Annotated in this window: 15 protein-coding genes and 1 pseudogene; 2 read left to right on the top strand and 14 right to left on the bottom strand. The window is 70.0% G+C overall.

Annotation, left to right across the window (positions count from 1 at the left end):
- Positions 1–1,665 precede the first annotated feature (1,665 nt).
- The 9 genes from ACFPJ1_RS16100 to ACFPJ1_RS16060 all read right to left on the bottom strand — a co-directional run bounded on the left by ACFPJ1_RS16100 (position 1,666) and on the right by ACFPJ1_RS16060 (position 9,370).
- Positions 1,666–2,424, bottom strand: coding sequence for an adenosylcobinamide-GDP ribazoletransferase (locus ACFPJ1_RS16100; RefSeq protein ID WP_380104554.1), 759 nt, complete (start codon positions 2,422–2,424; stop codon positions 1,666–1,668).
- 20 nt (positions 2,425–2,444) lie between these two features.
- Positions 2,445–2,900 (bottom strand): hypothetical protein, encoded by a 456-nt coding sequence (locus ACFPJ1_RS16095; RefSeq protein ID WP_380104552.1) that lies wholly within the window; start codon positions 2,898–2,900, stop codon positions 2,445–2,447.
- Positions 2,897–3,595 carry a bifunctional adenosylcobinamide kinase/adenosylcobinamide-phosphate guanylyltransferase gene (locus ACFPJ1_RS16090; RefSeq protein ID WP_380104550.1) on the bottom strand — a complete coding sequence of 233 codons (699 nt, stop codon included), beginning with the start codon at positions 3,593–3,595 and terminating at the stop codon, positions 2,897–2,899. Before ACFPJ1_RS16090 ends, ACFPJ1_RS16095 begins: the two co-directional genes overlap by 4 nt.
- Entirely contained in the window at positions 3,588–4,418 is an 831-nt protein-coding gene (locus ACFPJ1_RS16085) for an ECF transporter S component (protein ID WP_380104548.1), read from the bottom strand. Before ACFPJ1_RS16085 ends, ACFPJ1_RS16090 begins: the two co-directional genes overlap by 8 nt.
- Positions 4,415–6,025 (bottom strand): ABC transporter ATP-binding protein, encoded by a 1,611-nt coding sequence (locus ACFPJ1_RS16080; RefSeq protein WP_380104546.1) that lies wholly within the window; start codon positions 6,023–6,025, stop codon positions 4,415–4,417. Before ACFPJ1_RS16080 ends, ACFPJ1_RS16085 begins: the two co-directional genes overlap by 4 nt.
- Positions 6,022–7,119, bottom strand: coding sequence for an energy-coupling factor transporter transmembrane component T (locus ACFPJ1_RS16075; RefSeq protein ID WP_380104544.1), 1,098 nt, complete (start codon positions 7,117–7,119; stop codon positions 6,022–6,024). Before ACFPJ1_RS16075 ends, ACFPJ1_RS16080 begins: the two co-directional genes overlap by 4 nt.
- Entirely contained in the window at positions 7,119–7,841 is a 723-nt protein-coding gene (locus ACFPJ1_RS16070; protein ID WP_380104542.1) for an SCO2322 family protein, read from the bottom strand. The genes ACFPJ1_RS16075 and ACFPJ1_RS16070 overlap by 1 nt, the downstream gene beginning before the upstream one ends.
- 309 nt (positions 7,842–8,150) lie before the next feature.
- A complete protein-coding gene (locus ACFPJ1_RS16065; RefSeq protein ID WP_380104540.1) occupies positions 8,151–8,360 on the bottom strand; it encodes a hypothetical protein in 210 nt (69 codons plus the stop codon).
- Positions 8,357–9,370: an aldo/keto reductase family protein gene (locus ACFPJ1_RS16060; RefSeq protein ID WP_380104538.1), complete on the bottom strand. Its 1,014-nt coding sequence runs from the start codon at positions 9,368–9,370 to the stop codon at positions 8,357–8,359. The genes ACFPJ1_RS16065 and ACFPJ1_RS16060 overlap by 4 nt, the downstream gene beginning before the upstream one ends.
- 205 nt (positions 9,371–9,575) lie before the next feature.
- Between ACFPJ1_RS16060 and ACFPJ1_RS16055 the strand changes: the two genes are divergently transcribed.
- Complete coding sequence (locus tag ACFPJ1_RS16055; RefSeq protein ID WP_380104536.1) at positions 9,576–9,920, top strand: YciI family protein; 345 nt, start codon at positions 9,576–9,578, stop codon at positions 9,918–9,920.
- Between the two features lie 26 nt (positions 9,921–9,946).
- On the opposite strand, the gene ACFPJ1_RS16050 is transcribed toward ACFPJ1_RS16055, so the two are convergent.
- The 3 genes and pseudogenes from ACFPJ1_RS16050 to ACFPJ1_RS16040 form a co-directional block, all read right to left on the bottom strand.
- Positions 9,947–10,726 carry an inositol monophosphatase family protein gene (locus ACFPJ1_RS16050; protein WP_380104534.1) on the bottom strand — a complete coding sequence of 260 codons (780 nt, stop codon included), beginning with the start codon at positions 10,724–10,726 and terminating at the stop codon, positions 9,947–9,949.
- A 60-nt stretch (positions 10,727–10,786) separates the two neighbouring features.
- A pseudogene (zwf, locus tag ACFPJ1_RS16045) lies at positions 10,787–12,276 on the bottom strand (glucose-6-phosphate dehydrogenase).
- Positions 12,273–12,509, bottom strand: a complete 237-nt coding sequence (locus ACFPJ1_RS16040) for a hypothetical protein (protein WP_380104532.1) — start codon at positions 12,507–12,509, stop codon at positions 12,273–12,275. Before ACFPJ1_RS16040 ends, zwf begins: the two are co-directional and overlap by 4 nt.
- A 331-nt stretch (positions 12,510–12,840) precedes the next feature.
- Between ACFPJ1_RS16040 and ACFPJ1_RS16035 the strand changes: the two genes are divergently transcribed.
- The gene (locus ACFPJ1_RS16035; protein ID WP_380104530.1) at positions 12,841–13,686 is read left to right on the top strand and encodes a slipin family protein; all 846 of its coding nucleotides are present in this window, start codon (positions 12,841–12,843) and stop codon (positions 13,684–13,686) included.
- 54 nt (positions 13,687–13,740) lie between these two features.
- On the opposite strand, the gene ACFPJ1_RS16030 is transcribed toward ACFPJ1_RS16035, so the two are convergent.
- Complete coding sequence (locus ACFPJ1_RS16030; RefSeq protein WP_380104527.1) at positions 13,741–14,430, bottom strand: TetR/AcrR family transcriptional regulator; 690 nt, start codon at positions 14,428–14,430, stop codon at positions 13,741–13,743.
- A 118-nt stretch (positions 14,431–14,548) separates the two neighbouring features.
- Positions 14,549–15,139, bottom strand: coding sequence for a DUF3043 domain-containing protein (locus ACFPJ1_RS16025; protein ID WP_380104525.1), 591 nt, complete (start codon positions 15,137–15,139; stop codon positions 14,549–14,551).
- Between the last annotated feature and the right edge of the window lie 105 nt (positions 15,140–15,244).

Raw genomic sequence — 15,244 nt, 5'->3', positions numbered from 1 at the left:
CCACTCCCGCCCCGCCCCAGCCCGGCCCACTCCCAGCACCCCGCCTCGGGCACCCCGCCCATCCCGCCTCCCGCGCTCTCGCCCACTCCCGCCTCCCGCGCTCTCGCCCACTCCCGCCCCGGCCCAGCACCCCGCCCGCCCACTCCGAGCACCCTCGCCCACTCCCGCCCCGGGCCCCGCGCCGCCCGGCCCTTGTACTCCGTCTACTCCGTGCACCCCGTGTACTCCTCGCGCGGAGCACGCCGCTCCATTCGCCGAGTCGTGGATCTCACGTCGGGAAAGCGACCACGGAGAACCCGAATCCGCCGCTCGGCAGCGGCGCCCACCTCCGATGCGACCAGCCGGCCCGCCCGTGCCGGGGGACCGGCTGCGCGCGGAATCCCCGCGCGCTTCGTTCGCCGAGTCGTGGATTTCGGCGCAGGATAGCGGTTGCCGAGAACCCGGATCCACGACTCGACCGCGGCGCCCACCCGCCGGCGCGACCAGCGGCCCGCCCGTGCCGGACGACCCGGCTGCGCGTGCAATACCCCCGCTTCGTTCGCCCGAGTCGTGGATTTCGGGGCGGGAAGGCGGTTGCCGAGATCCCGGATCCACGACTCGGCCGCGGCGCCCACCCGCCGGCGCGACCAGTCGTCCCCCCCGTGCAGGGCGACCCGGCTGCGCGCGGAATCCCCGCGCGCTTCGTTCGCCGAGTCGTGGATTCCGGGGCAGGATAGCGGTTGCCGAGAACCCGGATCCACGACTCGACCGCGGCGCCCACCCGCCGGCGCGACCAGTCATCCCGCCCGTGCAGGGCGACCCGGCTGCGCGCGGAATCCCCGCGCGCTTCGTTCGCCGAGTCGTGGATTCCGGGGCAGGATAGCGGTTGCCGAGAACCCGGATCCACGACTGAGTGGCGGCTCAGTCTCTTGGCGTCCCGCCGGTTGGTACGCCGGCGGGCGGGCTGCCGGGGGTCGGGAGTCAGGGGGCTAGGGCGAGAGGTAGCAGGGTGGTGGGGAGGAGTATTCGTGGCCGCGTGCGACCGGGACTCGCTGTTAGTCGATGGTGGCGCCGAGGGGGTCGCCGGTGGTGGCGACGAGTCGCGGTGTGCCGAGTGACGGGTAGTACCCCGGGATCGGGCTGGCTGTGAGCTGATGCCGCGCTCGGCTCGGTCGCGTGTGGGGAGTACTGCCTGTCGGTCGGTACGCCGTCTGGCCGCCGGGTGGTTGAGCAAGGTCGGCCGCCAGCCGCTGCAGGTAACCCGCTGGCCTGGTTGTTGCAGGTCCACCACCCCAAGCCCGGCGACCACGGTCGGCATCTGCGTCCGCCCCACCAGCCCTGCACTCCACCGCTGTCACCTGCTCCAGCCAGCTAGCCGGCCAGTCCGGCCCGCTCGCTGGCACCTACCTCGCACCCACCAGTCCCGGCGCTCATCAACTGCACCAGACCGGCGCGCAGCCCGCGCGACCACGGTCGCAGGTGGTGGAGGGCGACCTCGATGATGGCGGAGGGGGGCGCCCGTGATGGCGACGAGTCGCGGTGTGCCGAGTGACAGGTAGTACCCCGCGATCAGCCTGGTTGTGAGTTGTTGCCGCGCTCGGGTCGGTAGCGGGGCCGGAGTACTGCCTGTCGGTCGGTACGCCGTTGGGCCGTTGGGGTGGGTGAGTGGCGTTGGGGCAGCCGCTGTCAGGTGGTTAGGGCGAGGGTTAGGAGGGTGGTGGGGAGGGCTAGTTCGATGGTGGCGCCGAGGGTGTCGCCGGTTATGCCGCCGAAGGTTTTTTGGGATTTGTGGGTGGCGGCCAGGGCGACCGCGGTGGCTAGTAGGACGGCTGCGGCGGCGGCTGGTACTGCGGGGAGGTGGTTGCTGGTGGCGGTCAGCCAGAAGAGGAGGGGGGCTAGGAGGGTGGCGGCGAGGGTTAGGAGGGCGGCGGTGGTGGGGCGGACGGTGGAGGCGACCATCGCGCCTAGGCCGTCGGGGCGGGCTGAGGGGATGGTGGTTCGGCAGGACCAGGGGAGGGTGAGGCGGCTGGCGACGGCTCCGACGAGGAGGGACTGCCAGCCGTAGCCGGATTGGATGCACGCGGTGAGGGCGGCTATGTCGATCAGCAGTACGGCGGCGATCGCGGTGACGCCGAACGGGCCGATGTCGCTCTGCTTCATGATCCGCAGCATCGTCTCGCGATCCCGCCGGCTTCCGAGGCCGTCCGCGGTATCGGCCAACCCGTCCAGATGCAACGCGCCTGACAAACCCACCAGCACCACAACGCCGAGCACCGCTGCCAGCAGCGGCGCATCCGGGCGCAATGCCTCAACCCCGGCGACCACCGCGCCTGCGATTCCGCCCAGCAGCACTCCGACCGCAGGCGCCAACACCATCGCCTGTCCAGCAACCACTCGATCGACCTTGCCAGGCGCCCTCACCGGCAATACCGACAGGGTCCCCACGGCCAACCTCACCGCGTCGCTCACTGCACACCCCCGCAGCAGTTGCCGGCAGGGTTCATCCGGCCGAAGACCAGCGGACCGCCACCACTCACCAGAGGGCGCGGCCGGGCCTGGGGCGCGGAGTGGCGCCGCGCGATGACTGCGGTGGCGGGGGCGACGGTGACGGCGTCACGCTTACCCGGCCCGCGTCCCGGCGTGGCGACGGAGGTGGCTTCACGCTTACCCGGCCCGCGTCCCGGCGTGGCGACGGAGGCGGTGGTGGTGGTGGCTTCATGCTTACCCGGCCCGCGTCGCGGCGTGGCGACGGAGGCGGTGGTGGCAGTCGCGGGGACCTTGTCGGTATTGCCGGTGAGGGCGCCGGCGAAGGTCGATCGAGTGGTGACTGCGGTGCTCACTGCGGGGGCGGAGGCGGTGGTGACTGCGGTGGTGACTGCGGTGGCTGGGTGGTGAGTTGTGTGGCTGCGCGTCCCGGTCATAGCGGGATTGTTCTGCCGGCGAGGGTCCAGAGGACGGTGGTGGAGTGGTGGGCGATGGTGGTGTTGAGGCGGCCCATCAGGTCGCGGAAGAGGCGGGTGCCTGGGTCTGCGGGGACTACGCCGGCGCCTATGTCGTTGCTTACGGCAACCACGGTGCGGGACGTCGAGGACCAGGCTGCGGCGAGGTCTGCGATCTGGGCCTCGACTTCAGCCGCGCGGGTGAGGTCCGACCAGACCTCGTAGGCGTCCATCGTGCGGGAGAGCCAGAGAGTCAGGCAGTCGATCAGCAGCGGCGGTCCGGAAGACGAAAGCAGGGGGACGAGGTCGATGGTCTCCGCCAGACCCCAGCCGGCGGGACGACGCGCGCGGTGCAGCGCGATCCGCGAGGCCCACTCCGGATCGTCGGACCCGTCGCCGCCCGTCGCGACGTACAAGGTGTCCGCATTGTCGGCGAGGAGGCGTTCGGCCTCGGTGGACTTGCCGGAGCGGGCACCGCCGAGGATCAGCGTCCGCTGTGACGAGGTGGGCGCCGTCCAGGACAGCTGCTCCCCGTCTGGCGTCAGTACGTCGTACCGGAGCCCTCGCGCAGTCCGCGTGGTCGTGACCTCGTAGCCGGCGACGGTGATCCCGTCAGCGCCGAGCCGCAGTACGCCGTCCACCACAGCCCCGTCGGGCCCGGTCACCAGTTCAGCCATGGGTACCTCTCTCGAAGGTCACCGGTACGTCGAATGCGGCCTTGCGCGCAGTACGCCGGAACGCCACCAGGATCGGCCGTCCCAGCACCAGCACCAGTACTGCGCACAGGATCCCGCGCGGGATGTCCCACCCGAGCGACGTGGCCGCCACGAACAGGAGGTACCGGTGCAGGTTCTCCGCCAGCGAGTCGCCCGGGATGAACGAGAAGTTGCTGCCGAAGGTCGCGTACGGCCAGAACCACAGGTTCATCACGAGCCCGTAGAGCACCCCGGCGAAGAGGGAGTAGGCGGCAAGCAGCAGGATCTCCAGCCGTCCGCCCACGCGCGGCAGTAGCCCGGCAAGGCAGCCCACCCAGGCGCACGCGAACATCTGGAACGGCATCCACGGCCCGACCCCGCCACTGACGAGTGCACCGGCCAGCAGCGACACCGCGCCCAGCACGAACCCGAACCCGGCCCCGAACGCGCGCCCCGCCAGGATCAGCAGGAAGAACCCGGGCTCGAGTCCCGCAGTACCAGGGCCAAGTGCGCGCAGCGCGGCGCCGACAGCGGCGAGCATGCCGAGCAGCGAGATCACCTTGGCGTCGATCCCGGACTCGGCCAGCTCGGCCAGTACTACGGCGACCAGGAGCGGCAGGAGGAGAACGAACAGCCAGGGGGCGTCGGTGGTGTGCCCGATGGCCGATTCGCCCACCTGCGAGGTCGCCCAGAGTAGGGGCCAGCCGAAGGCCAGCAGCCCGACTACAGACGACAGCAGCAACGTCGCAGTACTGCGCGGCCTCAGCTGAACGAGCCGCGGAGTGCTGCGCGGCTTGAGCCTCATGAGGCCTGCTCCAGGGCGTTGGCGACTTCCCCGACGGTCAGGAAGGGCAGCGGCGCGAGGATCTTGGCTACCTGCGGCGCGAAGGCAGGGGAGCCCGCGATGACGGTCGCTGTCTCGCCGTCACTCACCAACTCGCCCTCGGCCAGCACCAACACCCGGGAGGCGACCTCGGCGACCATCTCCACGTCGTGGGTCGACAGCACGACCGCATGCCCGGCCGCGGCCAACTCTCGCAGGATCGCCACCAGCCGACGCTTCGCGCCGTAGTCCAGACCACGCGTGGGCTCGTCCAGCAGCAGCAGCGGAGGTGCGCCGCACAGTACGACGGCCAGCGCCAGGCAGAGCCGCTGTCCCTCGGACAAGTCGCGTGGGTGCATCTGTACGTCGATGCCAGGCGCCAGCCGATCCAGCAGCGCTCGGCAGCTCCCTGCAGGCACCCGGAAGTCGCTGTCGGCCCCGGCGCACTCGTCCGCCACAGTGGCGGCGTACAGCAGGTCGGCAGGCTCCTGCGGTACCAGTCCGACGGCCTTGACCAACTGGGACGGCTTGGTACGCCGGGGGTCGGCGCCGGCGGCCGTGGCACGACCAGAGCGCGGCTGGACGAGTCCGACGAGCGCATTGAGCAAGGTGGACTTGCCTGCGCCGTTCCGGCCCATCAGGGCGACCACCTCGCCGGCCCTGATGCTGACCGAGACACCACGCAGCGCCGGGACGTTGCCATAAGCAACCACTAGGTCCTCGCAGTGCGCCAGCTCGGGGCCTTCCACGGCAACCAGCCGTCGCGGGGCATGGTCGGTCAGCCGGCTCCGCAGGGCGACCGCGGCGCGTCGGGCGTCCCGGACGGACAGCGGTAGCGGTGACCACCCGGCAAGCCGCCCGAGCTCGACCACGGGAGGAGCTACCGGCGCAGTGACCATCAGGTCGACCGGGAGCCCGGTGGAGACGGCCGCGGAGCCACCGGGTACCTCGATCACTCGGTCGGCGTACTGGATGACTCGCTCGAGCCGGTGCTCGGCCATCACCACAGTGACGCCGAGATCGTGCACCAGCCGCTGGAGCGCAGCAAGGACCTCTTCGGCAGCCTGGGGATCCAGTGCCGAGGTCGGCTCGTCCAGGACCAGTACTGCAGGGTGCGACGTGAGCGCCGAACCGATGGCGGTCCGCTGCCGCTGGCCGCCCGACAGGGAGGTCAGAGCACGATCCCGTACGTCGGCCAGGCCGAGCAGGTCGAGCGTCTCCTCGACCCGGCGGCGCATCACGTCCGGTGCGATCCCGAGGGACTCCATGCTGTAGGCGAGTTCCTCCTCGACCGTGTCGGTGACGAAACCGGCCATCGGGTCCTGCCCGACGATGCCGACCACGTCCGCCAGGTCGCGGGGACGGTAGTCGCGGGTATCGCGGCCGTTCACCAGCACCCGGCCGGCCAGCGTGCCACCGGTGAAGTGCGGAACGAGGCCGTTGATGGATCGCAGCAGGGTGGACTTGCCGGACCCGGTCCGGCCGATCACCAGCGCCAGCTCACCCTCAGGAACGGTGAAGCTGACTTCCCGCAGCGCGGGCTCGGAAGCACCGTCATACGTGACTGTCACCCGGTCGAACTCGATCATGCGGGCACCAGCTCACGTCGTCGGGTCAGTGGTGGTGCGACGACGGCAGGGGCCAGCCCGACCAGCAGACCGAGCACCGGCCCAAGCGGGACCGGCGGAACCACCATAGGCCCGGCCAGCACGAGGCCCTCCACTCCACGGGCGGCGGCGAGAACCATTGTCCCGGCGGCGACGGCACCCGACAGGGTGACGAGCCACTCGGGCAGAGCCCACGGATCCGGCCGGTACTGCGTCCGCGCGACCCGCTGGTGTCCCAGAGCCATCGCGCCGACCGCCAGCAAGAGACCGACCGCCAGGGCACCTGCGGCGACAGGGAAGGCCATGGCATCAGTCAGCAGCGAGTACACCCCAAGAGCAATGCCAAGCAGGCCCAGGAGCACAGAGGCGCCGGTGATCCGCCGCTGGCTGCGGGGCACCTGGGCGGTTCTGCCGTAGCCTCTGGAGTCCATCGCGGCGGCCAGCTCGACGGACCTGTCGAGAGCACCTTCGAGGACGGGCATCGCGGTCGTGCGGAACGACCCGCGCGTGCGTCCGCGCAGCCGCCGGGCCCCACGGATCCGCCGGGCATCGGTGACCAGTTGCGGGGCGAAGGTCAACGCGACCACGCACGCGACCCCCATCTCGTAGAGAGCCCCGGGCAACGACTTGAGCAACCTCCGCGGGCTGGCCAGCGCATTGGCCGCGCCGATGCAGCACAGCATCACCGCGAGCTGGAGCCCGTCGTACAGGGCAGTCAGGAGGGCTTCGGCGGTCACCTCGCCGCCGAGCTTCACTCCGGTGGCCCACGCGGGCAGCGGGATCAGCGGCAGGGTGAAGAGGATCGTGTTGCCTTGCGACCTGGTCGACAGGAGAGCCTGCAGGACCACCCGGACCGCGATGACGACCAGGCCGAGCTTGAGGAAGGCGACGTAGCTGTTGGCCCAGGGGGCGTCACTGCGGCGCGCGGCGACCACGAAGCCGGCTATCACCAGGATCAGGATCAGCAGTACCGGGTTGCGCGTCCTGCTGGCGGCCACTGCGAGACCCAGCGCCCATAACCACCAGGCCCCCGGGTGGAGTGCCCGGGGGAGCGTGAGGTGGTCGGCGGCGCGCACTAGGCGCGCTGACCCGCGCGTCGGCGGCTGAGAGCGAACCCGCCGCCGGCAAGGAGCAGTACGACCACAGCGGCGATGATGATGCCGGTCCAGGGCGCTCCACCGTCGTCACTCTGCTCTGTGGATGCCTGCGCCGGCGCCGCGGACGGAGTGGTCGCCGCACCGACGGCCGCACCGATCTCCAGCTGCACCGGCTCGTCAGTGGCGGGCACCTTGATGTTCTTGACCGGGTCGCCACAGCCTGTGGCCGGGTAGCCACCGATGCCGCAGGTGAGGCCCTTCTCGATCCGGACCTGCTTCACCGCGGACAGGATCTTCGCGCCGGTCGCCTTCACATCGGTGACCACACAGGTCCCGCTGGCCGGGGGAGAGGCCTCGCCTGTGCTGGAGTCCGCCGCAGTACCCGGGTCGATCACCAGGGCGACCCGCTTCTTGCCGGACTCGGCAGGCGTCTTGCCGCAGACAGCCTCGAAGTCACCCGCCGCACGAGGCACCCGCGGCTTCGCGCCACCCACGGCGTACCGCCAGCCCTCGACACTGCCGTCCGCCGGGACCACCGCGTCGGAACCCTTCTGGGCGAAGGCCCACTGACCGTTCGTCCACTGGTAGTAGCCCCAGAATCGGTAGCCGTCCTCGGCGCTCGCGGTGGTCGTGACGGTACCGGCGAGCAGCAGCCCGGCCAGCAGGCTGAGAACCACCCGTGCGGTCCTGTGTGCAGTCATCTCGTGTCCTCGATCGGGCCGGACCCGGTGGAGGAGGGCTGTCCGCGCGCAGGCGGGAGCCGGGCTCCACCCGCGGACCTCGGCGGGTAGGTGAGCCTGTCTGCCTGAGGCGCAGTGGTCCGGCTCGCCGCGGCGGTACGCGGCCTACGGTTGCGGGTCAGCGCCGGCTTCGGACCGGCTTCCCTGTGCCACAGGAGTTGGTTCTCGCCGCAGCTTACCGCCGAGCATCCGGACACAGTTGAGCCCGTACTGCGAACGTGCGGCAGGCCACAGTCGCAGTACGGGCTCTCAGCGGTGCAGGGCCGGTGCTTACTCCGGCGCGGCGAGGCTCATCGGGCCGTAGACCTCGCGGCCGTCCTCGAGCAGGAAGACCTGGCCGACGCCCTTCTCGGACAGCTCGCGCCAGATCTCGCCCAGCCAGCTCTCCGCGTCACCCTGGGCGGAGAACTCCGCGCCGGTCAGCTCACCCGGGTCGGCCGGCTCGCCCGCGGCGGTCTCGAACCGCCAGGTCCAGCTCACGAGCCTGGCCGGGTCTGCGGCGAGTTGCGCGCGGTCATCGCCGCGTCGCGCACCACGATCGTGCCGAGCGCCTCGTCGATCTGCTTCAGCAGTCCGTCCTCGAGCTTCACGCCCGCGGCCTTCACGTTCTCGGTGACCTGCTCGGGCCGGGAGGCGCCGGTGATCGCCGAGGAGACGTTCGGGTTCTGCAGCACCCAGGCGATCGCCAGCTGGGACAGGCTCAGCCCGACCTCGTCCGCGATCGGCTTCAGCTCCTGCACCCGGCTCAGCACGTCGTCGGTGAGGAAGCGCTTCACCATGTCCGCGCCGCCCTTGTCGTCGGTGGCCCGCGACCCGGCCGGCGGCTGCTCGCCCGGCTTGTATTTGCCCGTCAGCACGCCCTGCGCGATCGGCGAGAAGACCACCTGCCCGATCCCGAGCTCCTCCGACGCCGGCACCACCTCGGCCTCGATCACCCGCCAGAGCATGCTGTACTGCGGCTGGTTGGAGACCAGCGGGATCCGGAGCTCCCGGGCCAGCCGGTGGCCCTCCTGCAGCTGCTCGGCCGTCCACTCCGAGGTCCCGATGTAGAGCGCCTTTCCGGCCCGGACGACGTCGGCGAAGGCCTCCATCGTCTCCTCCAGCGGCGTCTCCGTGTCGAACCGGTGCGCCTGGTAGACGTCCACGTAGTCGGTCTTCAGCCGCCTCAGCGACCCGTTGATCGACTCGTGGATGTGCTTGCGCGACAGCCCGACGTCGTTGGGGCCACCCGGCCCGGTCGGCCAGTACACCTTGGTGAGGATCTCCAGCGACTCCCGCCGCACGCCCTCGAGCGCCTCACCCAGCACCGTCTCCGCCTTGGTGTTGGCGTAGACGTCCGCGGTGTCGAACGTGGTGATCCCGGCCTCCAGGGCCGCCTTCACACAGGCCTTCGCCTGCTCGTTCTCCACCTGCGAGCCATGGGTGAGCCAGTTCCCGTAGGAGATCTCGCTGACCTTCAATCCACTGTTGCCGAGATACCGAAAGTCCATGACCCCGACCCTACTTCCCCGGCCCCGCCCACACCCGCCCGCCCGCGTCGCCCGCCTTCCGCGGTACTGCGGAACGCCGGGCGCCGGTGAGCCGGAGGTGCGGGAAACTTCGGGTGGGTGTCGATCCGGGGCGTGCGTGTTCGTGTTGGTGGTGAGAAGCGGCCCGCGGTGTGGGCCGGACGATTACTGACCAGGGAGTGGCGAGATGAAGCAGTATCTGTTGGCAGTGCAGTTGGTCGAGGGCGCCGAGGTGCCGGAAGGTCCGGGCGAGGACGGCGACGTGGACGCCTTGAACCGCGAGATGGTGGCGAAGGGTGTCTGGGTGTTCGGTGGCGGGCTGGAGCCGCGGTCGACGGCCTCGGTGGTGCGGGCCGACGGCGGCGAGGTGCTCATCACCGACGGGCCGTTCGCGGAGAGCAAGGAGTACATGGCCGGGTTCTGGGTGATCAAGGCGCCCGACCTGGACGCCGCGCTCGAGTGGGCGACCAAGGCCACCAAGGCCTGCCGCCAGCCGGTCGAGGTCACCCCCTTCGACGACGAGGCGGACTGACCGACGCCTGCTGACCGCGACAGCCGTCAGGGGTTGCGGGCGATGAGTTCGACGAGCTTCGCGTGGGTGGCGGGATCGGCGGCCGCGAGCAGACCCGGGCCGGTGTGCAGGGGTTGCCCGCGGAGGTCGGTGACGACGCAGCCGGCCGCGAGACAGAGGGCGATGCCGGCGGTGAAGTGGACGCTGTCGCGCAACTGGCCGTTGGTCAGATACGCCGCGCGCCGCCCGGCCGCCACCCACGCGAGCGACAGCGACGTCGACGAGACCCGCGGCGCGTAGGTGTCCCGGAACTCCGGGTCGAGCAGGAGCTTCGCCGGCATGTACTCCGCGTCCGGCGGCGCATCGACGTCGAGGTCCACGATCCGTGAACCGGCCGAAGGCTCGAGCGGCGCGTCGGAACCACCACGCCGTACTGCGGCTGTGGTCCCGTCGGTCCAGAACACCTCGTCAGCGAGTGGATCGGCCACCGCGGCCACGAGGCGCTGACCAGTCGCCCGGAGCGCGACATTCGTGCAGAACAGCGGAGTCCGCGCCGCGAAGTTGAGTGTCCCGCACAGCGGATCCACCAGCCAGGTCCGGTTCTGCCCGTCATCAGAGCCACCCTCGGCGCCGTACTCCTCACCCACCACGGCATCGTCCGGCCGGGCCCGCCGGATCAGGTCCACGATCGCTCGCTCCGCCTCGAGATCGGCATCGGTCGCGAAGTCAGTCGCCGACTTGTCATACCGCCCCACCGGCCTCCCGTACTTCCCCCGAACCACCACAGCCCCGGCCAGCGCCGCCTCAACCGCTACCTCGACATCCACCCCACCATCCAACAGCACGCCGGCCTCAGGTGACGTGGAAGCTGGCCTACGAGCGTGGTGCTAGCAGTCCTCGGGAAGGTGCCAGCGGTAGGGGGCGGTGATCTGCCCGACGGTGGAGGGCCCCCATGATCCGGGCAGGTAAGGCTCGATTGGAGGCTGGTGCTCCAGCAACGGAGCGGAGATCTCCCACAGCCGCTCTACCCCGGCGGCCGTGGTGAAGAGCGACTGGTCCCCCTGCATGGCGTTGAGGATCAGGCGCTCGTACGCCTCGAGCGCATTGGCGGCGCCAGCGGAGTCGGCGTACCGGAAGGTCATCTCGGCCTCGCCCAACAGCATCTCAGGACCGGGCTGTTTGGCCAGGAAGCGCGTCGAGATCGAGCCCGGATCGGCGAAGTCGATGACGATCTCGTTCCGTCGAGCTGATGGAGTCGAGCAACCGTCTACCGAGAACATGCGCAAGACCGGCTCCCGGAAGCCGATGGTCACCACCTGCCGACCGGCCTCCATGCCTTGCCGGTGCGCAAGAAGAAGGGGACGCCGGCCCACCGCCAGTTCTCGACGTTCGCTCGCAGTGCCACGAAGGTCTCGGTCTGGGAATCGGGTGCGACGCCCGGCTCGGTCCGGTACCCGTCGTACTGCCCCCGCAGTACGTGCTTGGGGTCGAGGGGCAGCAAGGAGTCGAACACCTTCTGCTTCCCGTCCCGCAGAGCGGTGGCCGAGAGGCTGGTCGGAGGCTCCATGGCGACGAAGCCGAGAACCTGGAGAAGGTGGGTGACGACCATGTCGCGGAAGGCGCCGGTGCCCTCGTAGAAGTCGGCCCGCCCTTCGATGGTCAGCGTCTCGGGTACGTCGATCTGCACGTACTCGATGTGTTCGCGGTTCCAGACCGGCTCGTACAGGCCGTTGGCGAAGCGGAACGCCAGGATGTTGTCGACCGACTCCTTGCCGAGGAAGTGGTCGATGCGGAAGATCCGGGACTCGTCGAACACCCGGTGGACCGTGTCGTTCAGGGCCTTGGCCGAAGCCAGGTCGGTGCCGAACGGCTTTTCGATGATCACGCGAGCGCCCTCGGCCAGGCCGGAGGCGGCCAGCATTTCGATGGTCGATCCGAAGCCTGTCGGCGGGATGGCCAAGTGAAAGAGGCGCTGCGGGTGAGCGCCGATCTCCTTCTCGGCAGCCTGCACGGCCGCAACCAGCGGCGAGGGGTCGTTGTGGTCGGCGGTGGCGAAGGACAATGCGTCCTCGAACGCACGCCAGGTCTCGCCCGTCGGCTTGGTGGAGCCGAACTCTTCGACGGCAGCGTGGGCGAGTTGCTTGAAGCCGGCATCCGAGAGGCCCCTGGAGCGAGCCGTACCCACGATGCGATAGCGCTGGGGAAGCAGGCCGGCCGTGGCCAGGTGGAACAGCCCTGGAAGCAGCTTCCTCTTGGCAAGGTCGCCGGTGGCGCCGAAGAGCACAATCACGTGGTCGCCCGGGCGGCTTGCGGTCCCGGTGGTAACCGAGGACGACGTGGCGGGGCTCGTCGCGGCCGCTTCCAGCTGTTCGGTCATTGGCCGCCTCCCCTTGCCGTGCCTTGCGCGTCTGGTGAGAAGGCGATGGTCGCTCCCGTCGCCCGGGGGACAGTGGCGCCGCGGAGCAGAGACAGTGGCCGGGCTATGGCTTCCAGCGATCTACGCTCGGCGGGGATTCCGAGCAGGAGTTCGACGACTCCGCCCAGCATCATCACCCCGGCGCCGATGAGATAGCCCAGGAACAGCGATACAGGAGGCTCAGGTCTACGCATGCTCGCGATCCGTCCGTCGTGAGGGTGGTCCACCTCTACACAGCGTCGCCCCACGCCCACCCACCGGCATCACCGCCAGCGCCCTTCGTCTCGTGCCACTGGCTGCACCCTGGGACTACCCGCTACCCGGAACCGCAGCCCAACCGGCCGGCCCCTCGACCACTTGCCAAGGGCAACAAAAGGCGGATAGGTCGGTGCCGTACCCGCTGGCTGGCAGGGCAGATGGCCGCTGGCTGGGATGACCCACGCCCGCCGGGGCGCAACTCTGATAGGGGACGGCTCGCCAGGCGCCGCAGCGCCAGACGGGAACCGCCCCCGGAGAGGACCCTTCATGAATGCTGTCGTCGTCATTGTCGTGATCGTCGTCTTGGCGGTGATCGGCCTGTCGCTGTCGGCTCGCATCGTCAAGCAGTACGAACAGGGCGTGCTGTTCCGACTAGGACGTGTCGTCGGTGTGCGAGAGCCGGGCTTGAGGTTCATCATCCCGTTCGTCGACATGCTCCGCAGGGTCAACCTGCGCATCATCACGATGCCCATCCAATCGCAGGGCATCATCACCCGCGACAACGTCAGCGTGGACGTCTCCGCCGTCGCCTACTATCGAGTGGTCGACGCCGTCAAGTCGGTAGTAGACATCGAGGACGTCGCGGTGGCCATCAACCAGATCGCGCAGACCACCCTGCGCAAAGTGGTCGGCCAGCACACCCTCGACGAGACGCTGTCCGAGACGGACCGCATCAACGTCAGCATCCGCGAGTTCCTCGACGTCCAGACCGCCGAATGGGGCGTCGTCGTCACTCTGGTCGAGCTCAAGGACATCCAGTTGCCCGAGAGCATGAAGCGGGCCATGGCCCGGCAGGCCGAAGCCGAGCGGGAGAAGCGCGCGAAGATCATCGCGGCCGAAGGCGAGTCACTCGCCGCCGACGCCCTCGGCGCCGCCTCCGACATCATGATGGCCCACCCCTTGGCTCTGCAGTTACGCAACCTGCAGAGCTTGGTCGAGATCGGGGTCGACAAGAACACCACAGTGGTCTTCCCCGCACCGCTGATGAGCACCATCGGGGAAGTGGGAGCCTTCCTCGCCCGGGAGACCGCCTCGTCCACCGCGGCGCCCCCGACGACACCGGCGCCCAACCCGGCCGGCAACGGAACCCCTGTAAACGCCGCCCGACGATGACACAACGACCACCCTCGCCGTTGCCCGGCCCGGAGCCGGTCCGACCGCTGAGTACTACGTCTGCTTGGGGGTCACGGTGACGAGTTGGGCTTGCATGCCGTCGAGGATCGCCTCGAGGCCGAAGTCGAAGCTGCTGTCGGGCGCGGCCCCGTAGCCGGCGCCGGCTGTCTCGAGGCGGGCGCGGAGCCGGGGGAACTGTGCCGCGACCTCCTTCGCCTCCGTCATCCCGGCGTCCATGAGCTTCTCGCTGTCGCCGCCGTCGCGGCTGAGCTCCCTCCTGAGCGATGCCGCGGCCGCCGGACCGATGGCGTTGCCGAGGACGAAGGTGAAGACCGCGGCCGCCGCCTGGTCGGCCTGGGCGGCGGTGAACCCGGCGGTCTCGTAGATGGCCAGGTTGTGGTCGTCGTGGCGAGCCTTGCGAGGGCCGAACATCAGGTACGCGCCGAAGGCCTGCACCAGCCAGGTGTGGCGCGCGAGCATCGCCCGCAGGTCGGTGGCCATCGTCGTCGCGGCCGAACGCCAGTCGCTCGTCGTCAGGTCGGGCAGGCTGATCTCGTCCCACACCCGGTCGCCGGCCAGCCCGATCAGGTTGCTCTTGCTGCCCACGTGCCAGTAGACGGCGGTGGCCGCCGAGCCGAGCCGCTTCCCGAGCGCCCGCATGTTCAGGCCCTCGAGCCCTTCGTCGTCGAGCAGGCCGACGGCAGCGTCGACGATCTGGTCGCGGGTCAGCGTGTCACGCGGCATACGCCCACGGTAGAGCAACCGGCCCGAACTTGCACACAGTTCAAGATCCCACTTGCACGTAGTTCAGGTTCGGCCGCCGCCGAGTGCGCCGGCTCGCGGCCAGCCGGCGCGCGACGTACTACGCGGGCTTCTCGCCGCGGGCGACCATCGGCTTGGGGAGCCGCCAGCGGCGCATCTGCATGGTGCGGCGGACCGCGTAGAAGCCGATGCCCTTGGTGGACTCGTTCGGGAACTTCTTCGCGATCGCGCGCTTGAGACCGGCCGAGAGCAGGAACCAGTCGGCCGCGATCCCCAGGATCATCACCAGGAACAGGATGTTCACCAGGCCGGGCAGCCAGCGGAAGGTGGCCGAGAAGACGACGCCGAGCAGCGAGATCACCAGCAGCACCGGCAGGGCGAACTCCATCACCGACCAGCGGGCGTCGACGTAGTCGCGGGCAAAACGGCGGACCGGGCCCTTGTCGGCGGCCGGCAGGTAGCGGTCGTCGCCGGTCTTCATCGCCTCCTGCATCTTGGCGCGCTCGATCCGGACCTTCTCGCGCCGGTACGCGGAGGCCTCCTTGCGGTTGCGCGGCTTCTTCAGGGCGGACTTGCGGGCCGCCTCGGCCTCCCGGCGGGTCGGGGTCGGACGTCCCTTGCCGCCCGGCTTCGGCTGGGGGGCCGTGGTCGCGGTTTGCTGCGGTGTCTCAGACTTGGTACGACGGAACACGGGGACTGAACCTCATTCGGGAAACTTGCTGCGCTGGTCACCGGGAACGCCAGGGATCGCGGCGCCTCCGGACTCGGGGTGGTCCCCGGACCATTGCACCACTTT

This window comes from Kribbella qitaiheensis (genome assembly GCF_042657745.1).
Lineage (GTDB): Bacteria > Actinomycetota > Actinomycetes > Propionibacteriales > Kribbellaceae > Kribbella > Kribbella qitaiheensis.
Note: the sequence above shows the minus strand (reverse complement) of the source record. Positions and strands in the feature narration are given on the sequence as shown.

Bases quoted from the DNA above. Each gene is read 5' to 3' on its own strand.
- ACFPJ1_RS16095 (WP_380104552.1), bottom strand. From the start codon at position 2,900: ATGACCGGGACGCGCAGCCACACAACTCACCACCCAGCCACCGCAGTC.
- ACFPJ1_RS16035 (WP_380104530.1), top strand. From the start codon at position 12,841: ATGAATGCTGTCGTCGTCATTGTCGTGATCGTCGTCTTGGCGGTGATC.
- ACFPJ1_RS16055 (WP_380104536.1), top strand. From the start codon at position 9,576: ATGAAGCAGTATCTGTTGGCAGTGCAGTTGGTCGAGGGCGCCGAGGTG.
- ACFPJ1_RS16090 (WP_380104550.1), bottom strand. From the start codon at position 3,595: ATGGCTGAACTGGTGACCGGGCCCGACGGGGCTGTGGTGGACGGCGTA.
- ACFPJ1_RS16040 (WP_380104532.1), bottom strand. From the start codon at position 12,509: ATGCGTAGACCTGAGCCTCCTGTATCGCTGTTCCTGGGCTATCTCATC.
- ACFPJ1_RS16060 (WP_380104538.1), bottom strand. From the start codon at position 9,370: ATGGACTTTCGGTATCTCGGCAACAGTGGATTGAAGGTCAGCGAGATC.
- ACFPJ1_RS16085 (WP_380104548.1), bottom strand. From the start codon at position 4,418: ATGAGGCTCAAGCCGCGCAGCACTCCGCGGCTCGTTCAGCTGAGGCCG.
- ACFPJ1_RS16030 (WP_380104527.1), bottom strand. From the start codon at position 14,430: ATGCCGCGTGACACGCTGACCCGCGACCAGATCGTCGACGCTGCCGTC.
- ACFPJ1_RS16080 (WP_380104546.1), bottom strand. From the start codon at position 6,025: ATGATCGAGTTCGACCGGGTGACAGTCACGTATGACGGTGCTTCCGAG.
- ACFPJ1_RS16070 (WP_380104542.1), bottom strand. From the start codon at position 7,841: ATGACTGCACACAGGACCGCACGGGTGGTTCTCAGCCTGCTGGCCGGG.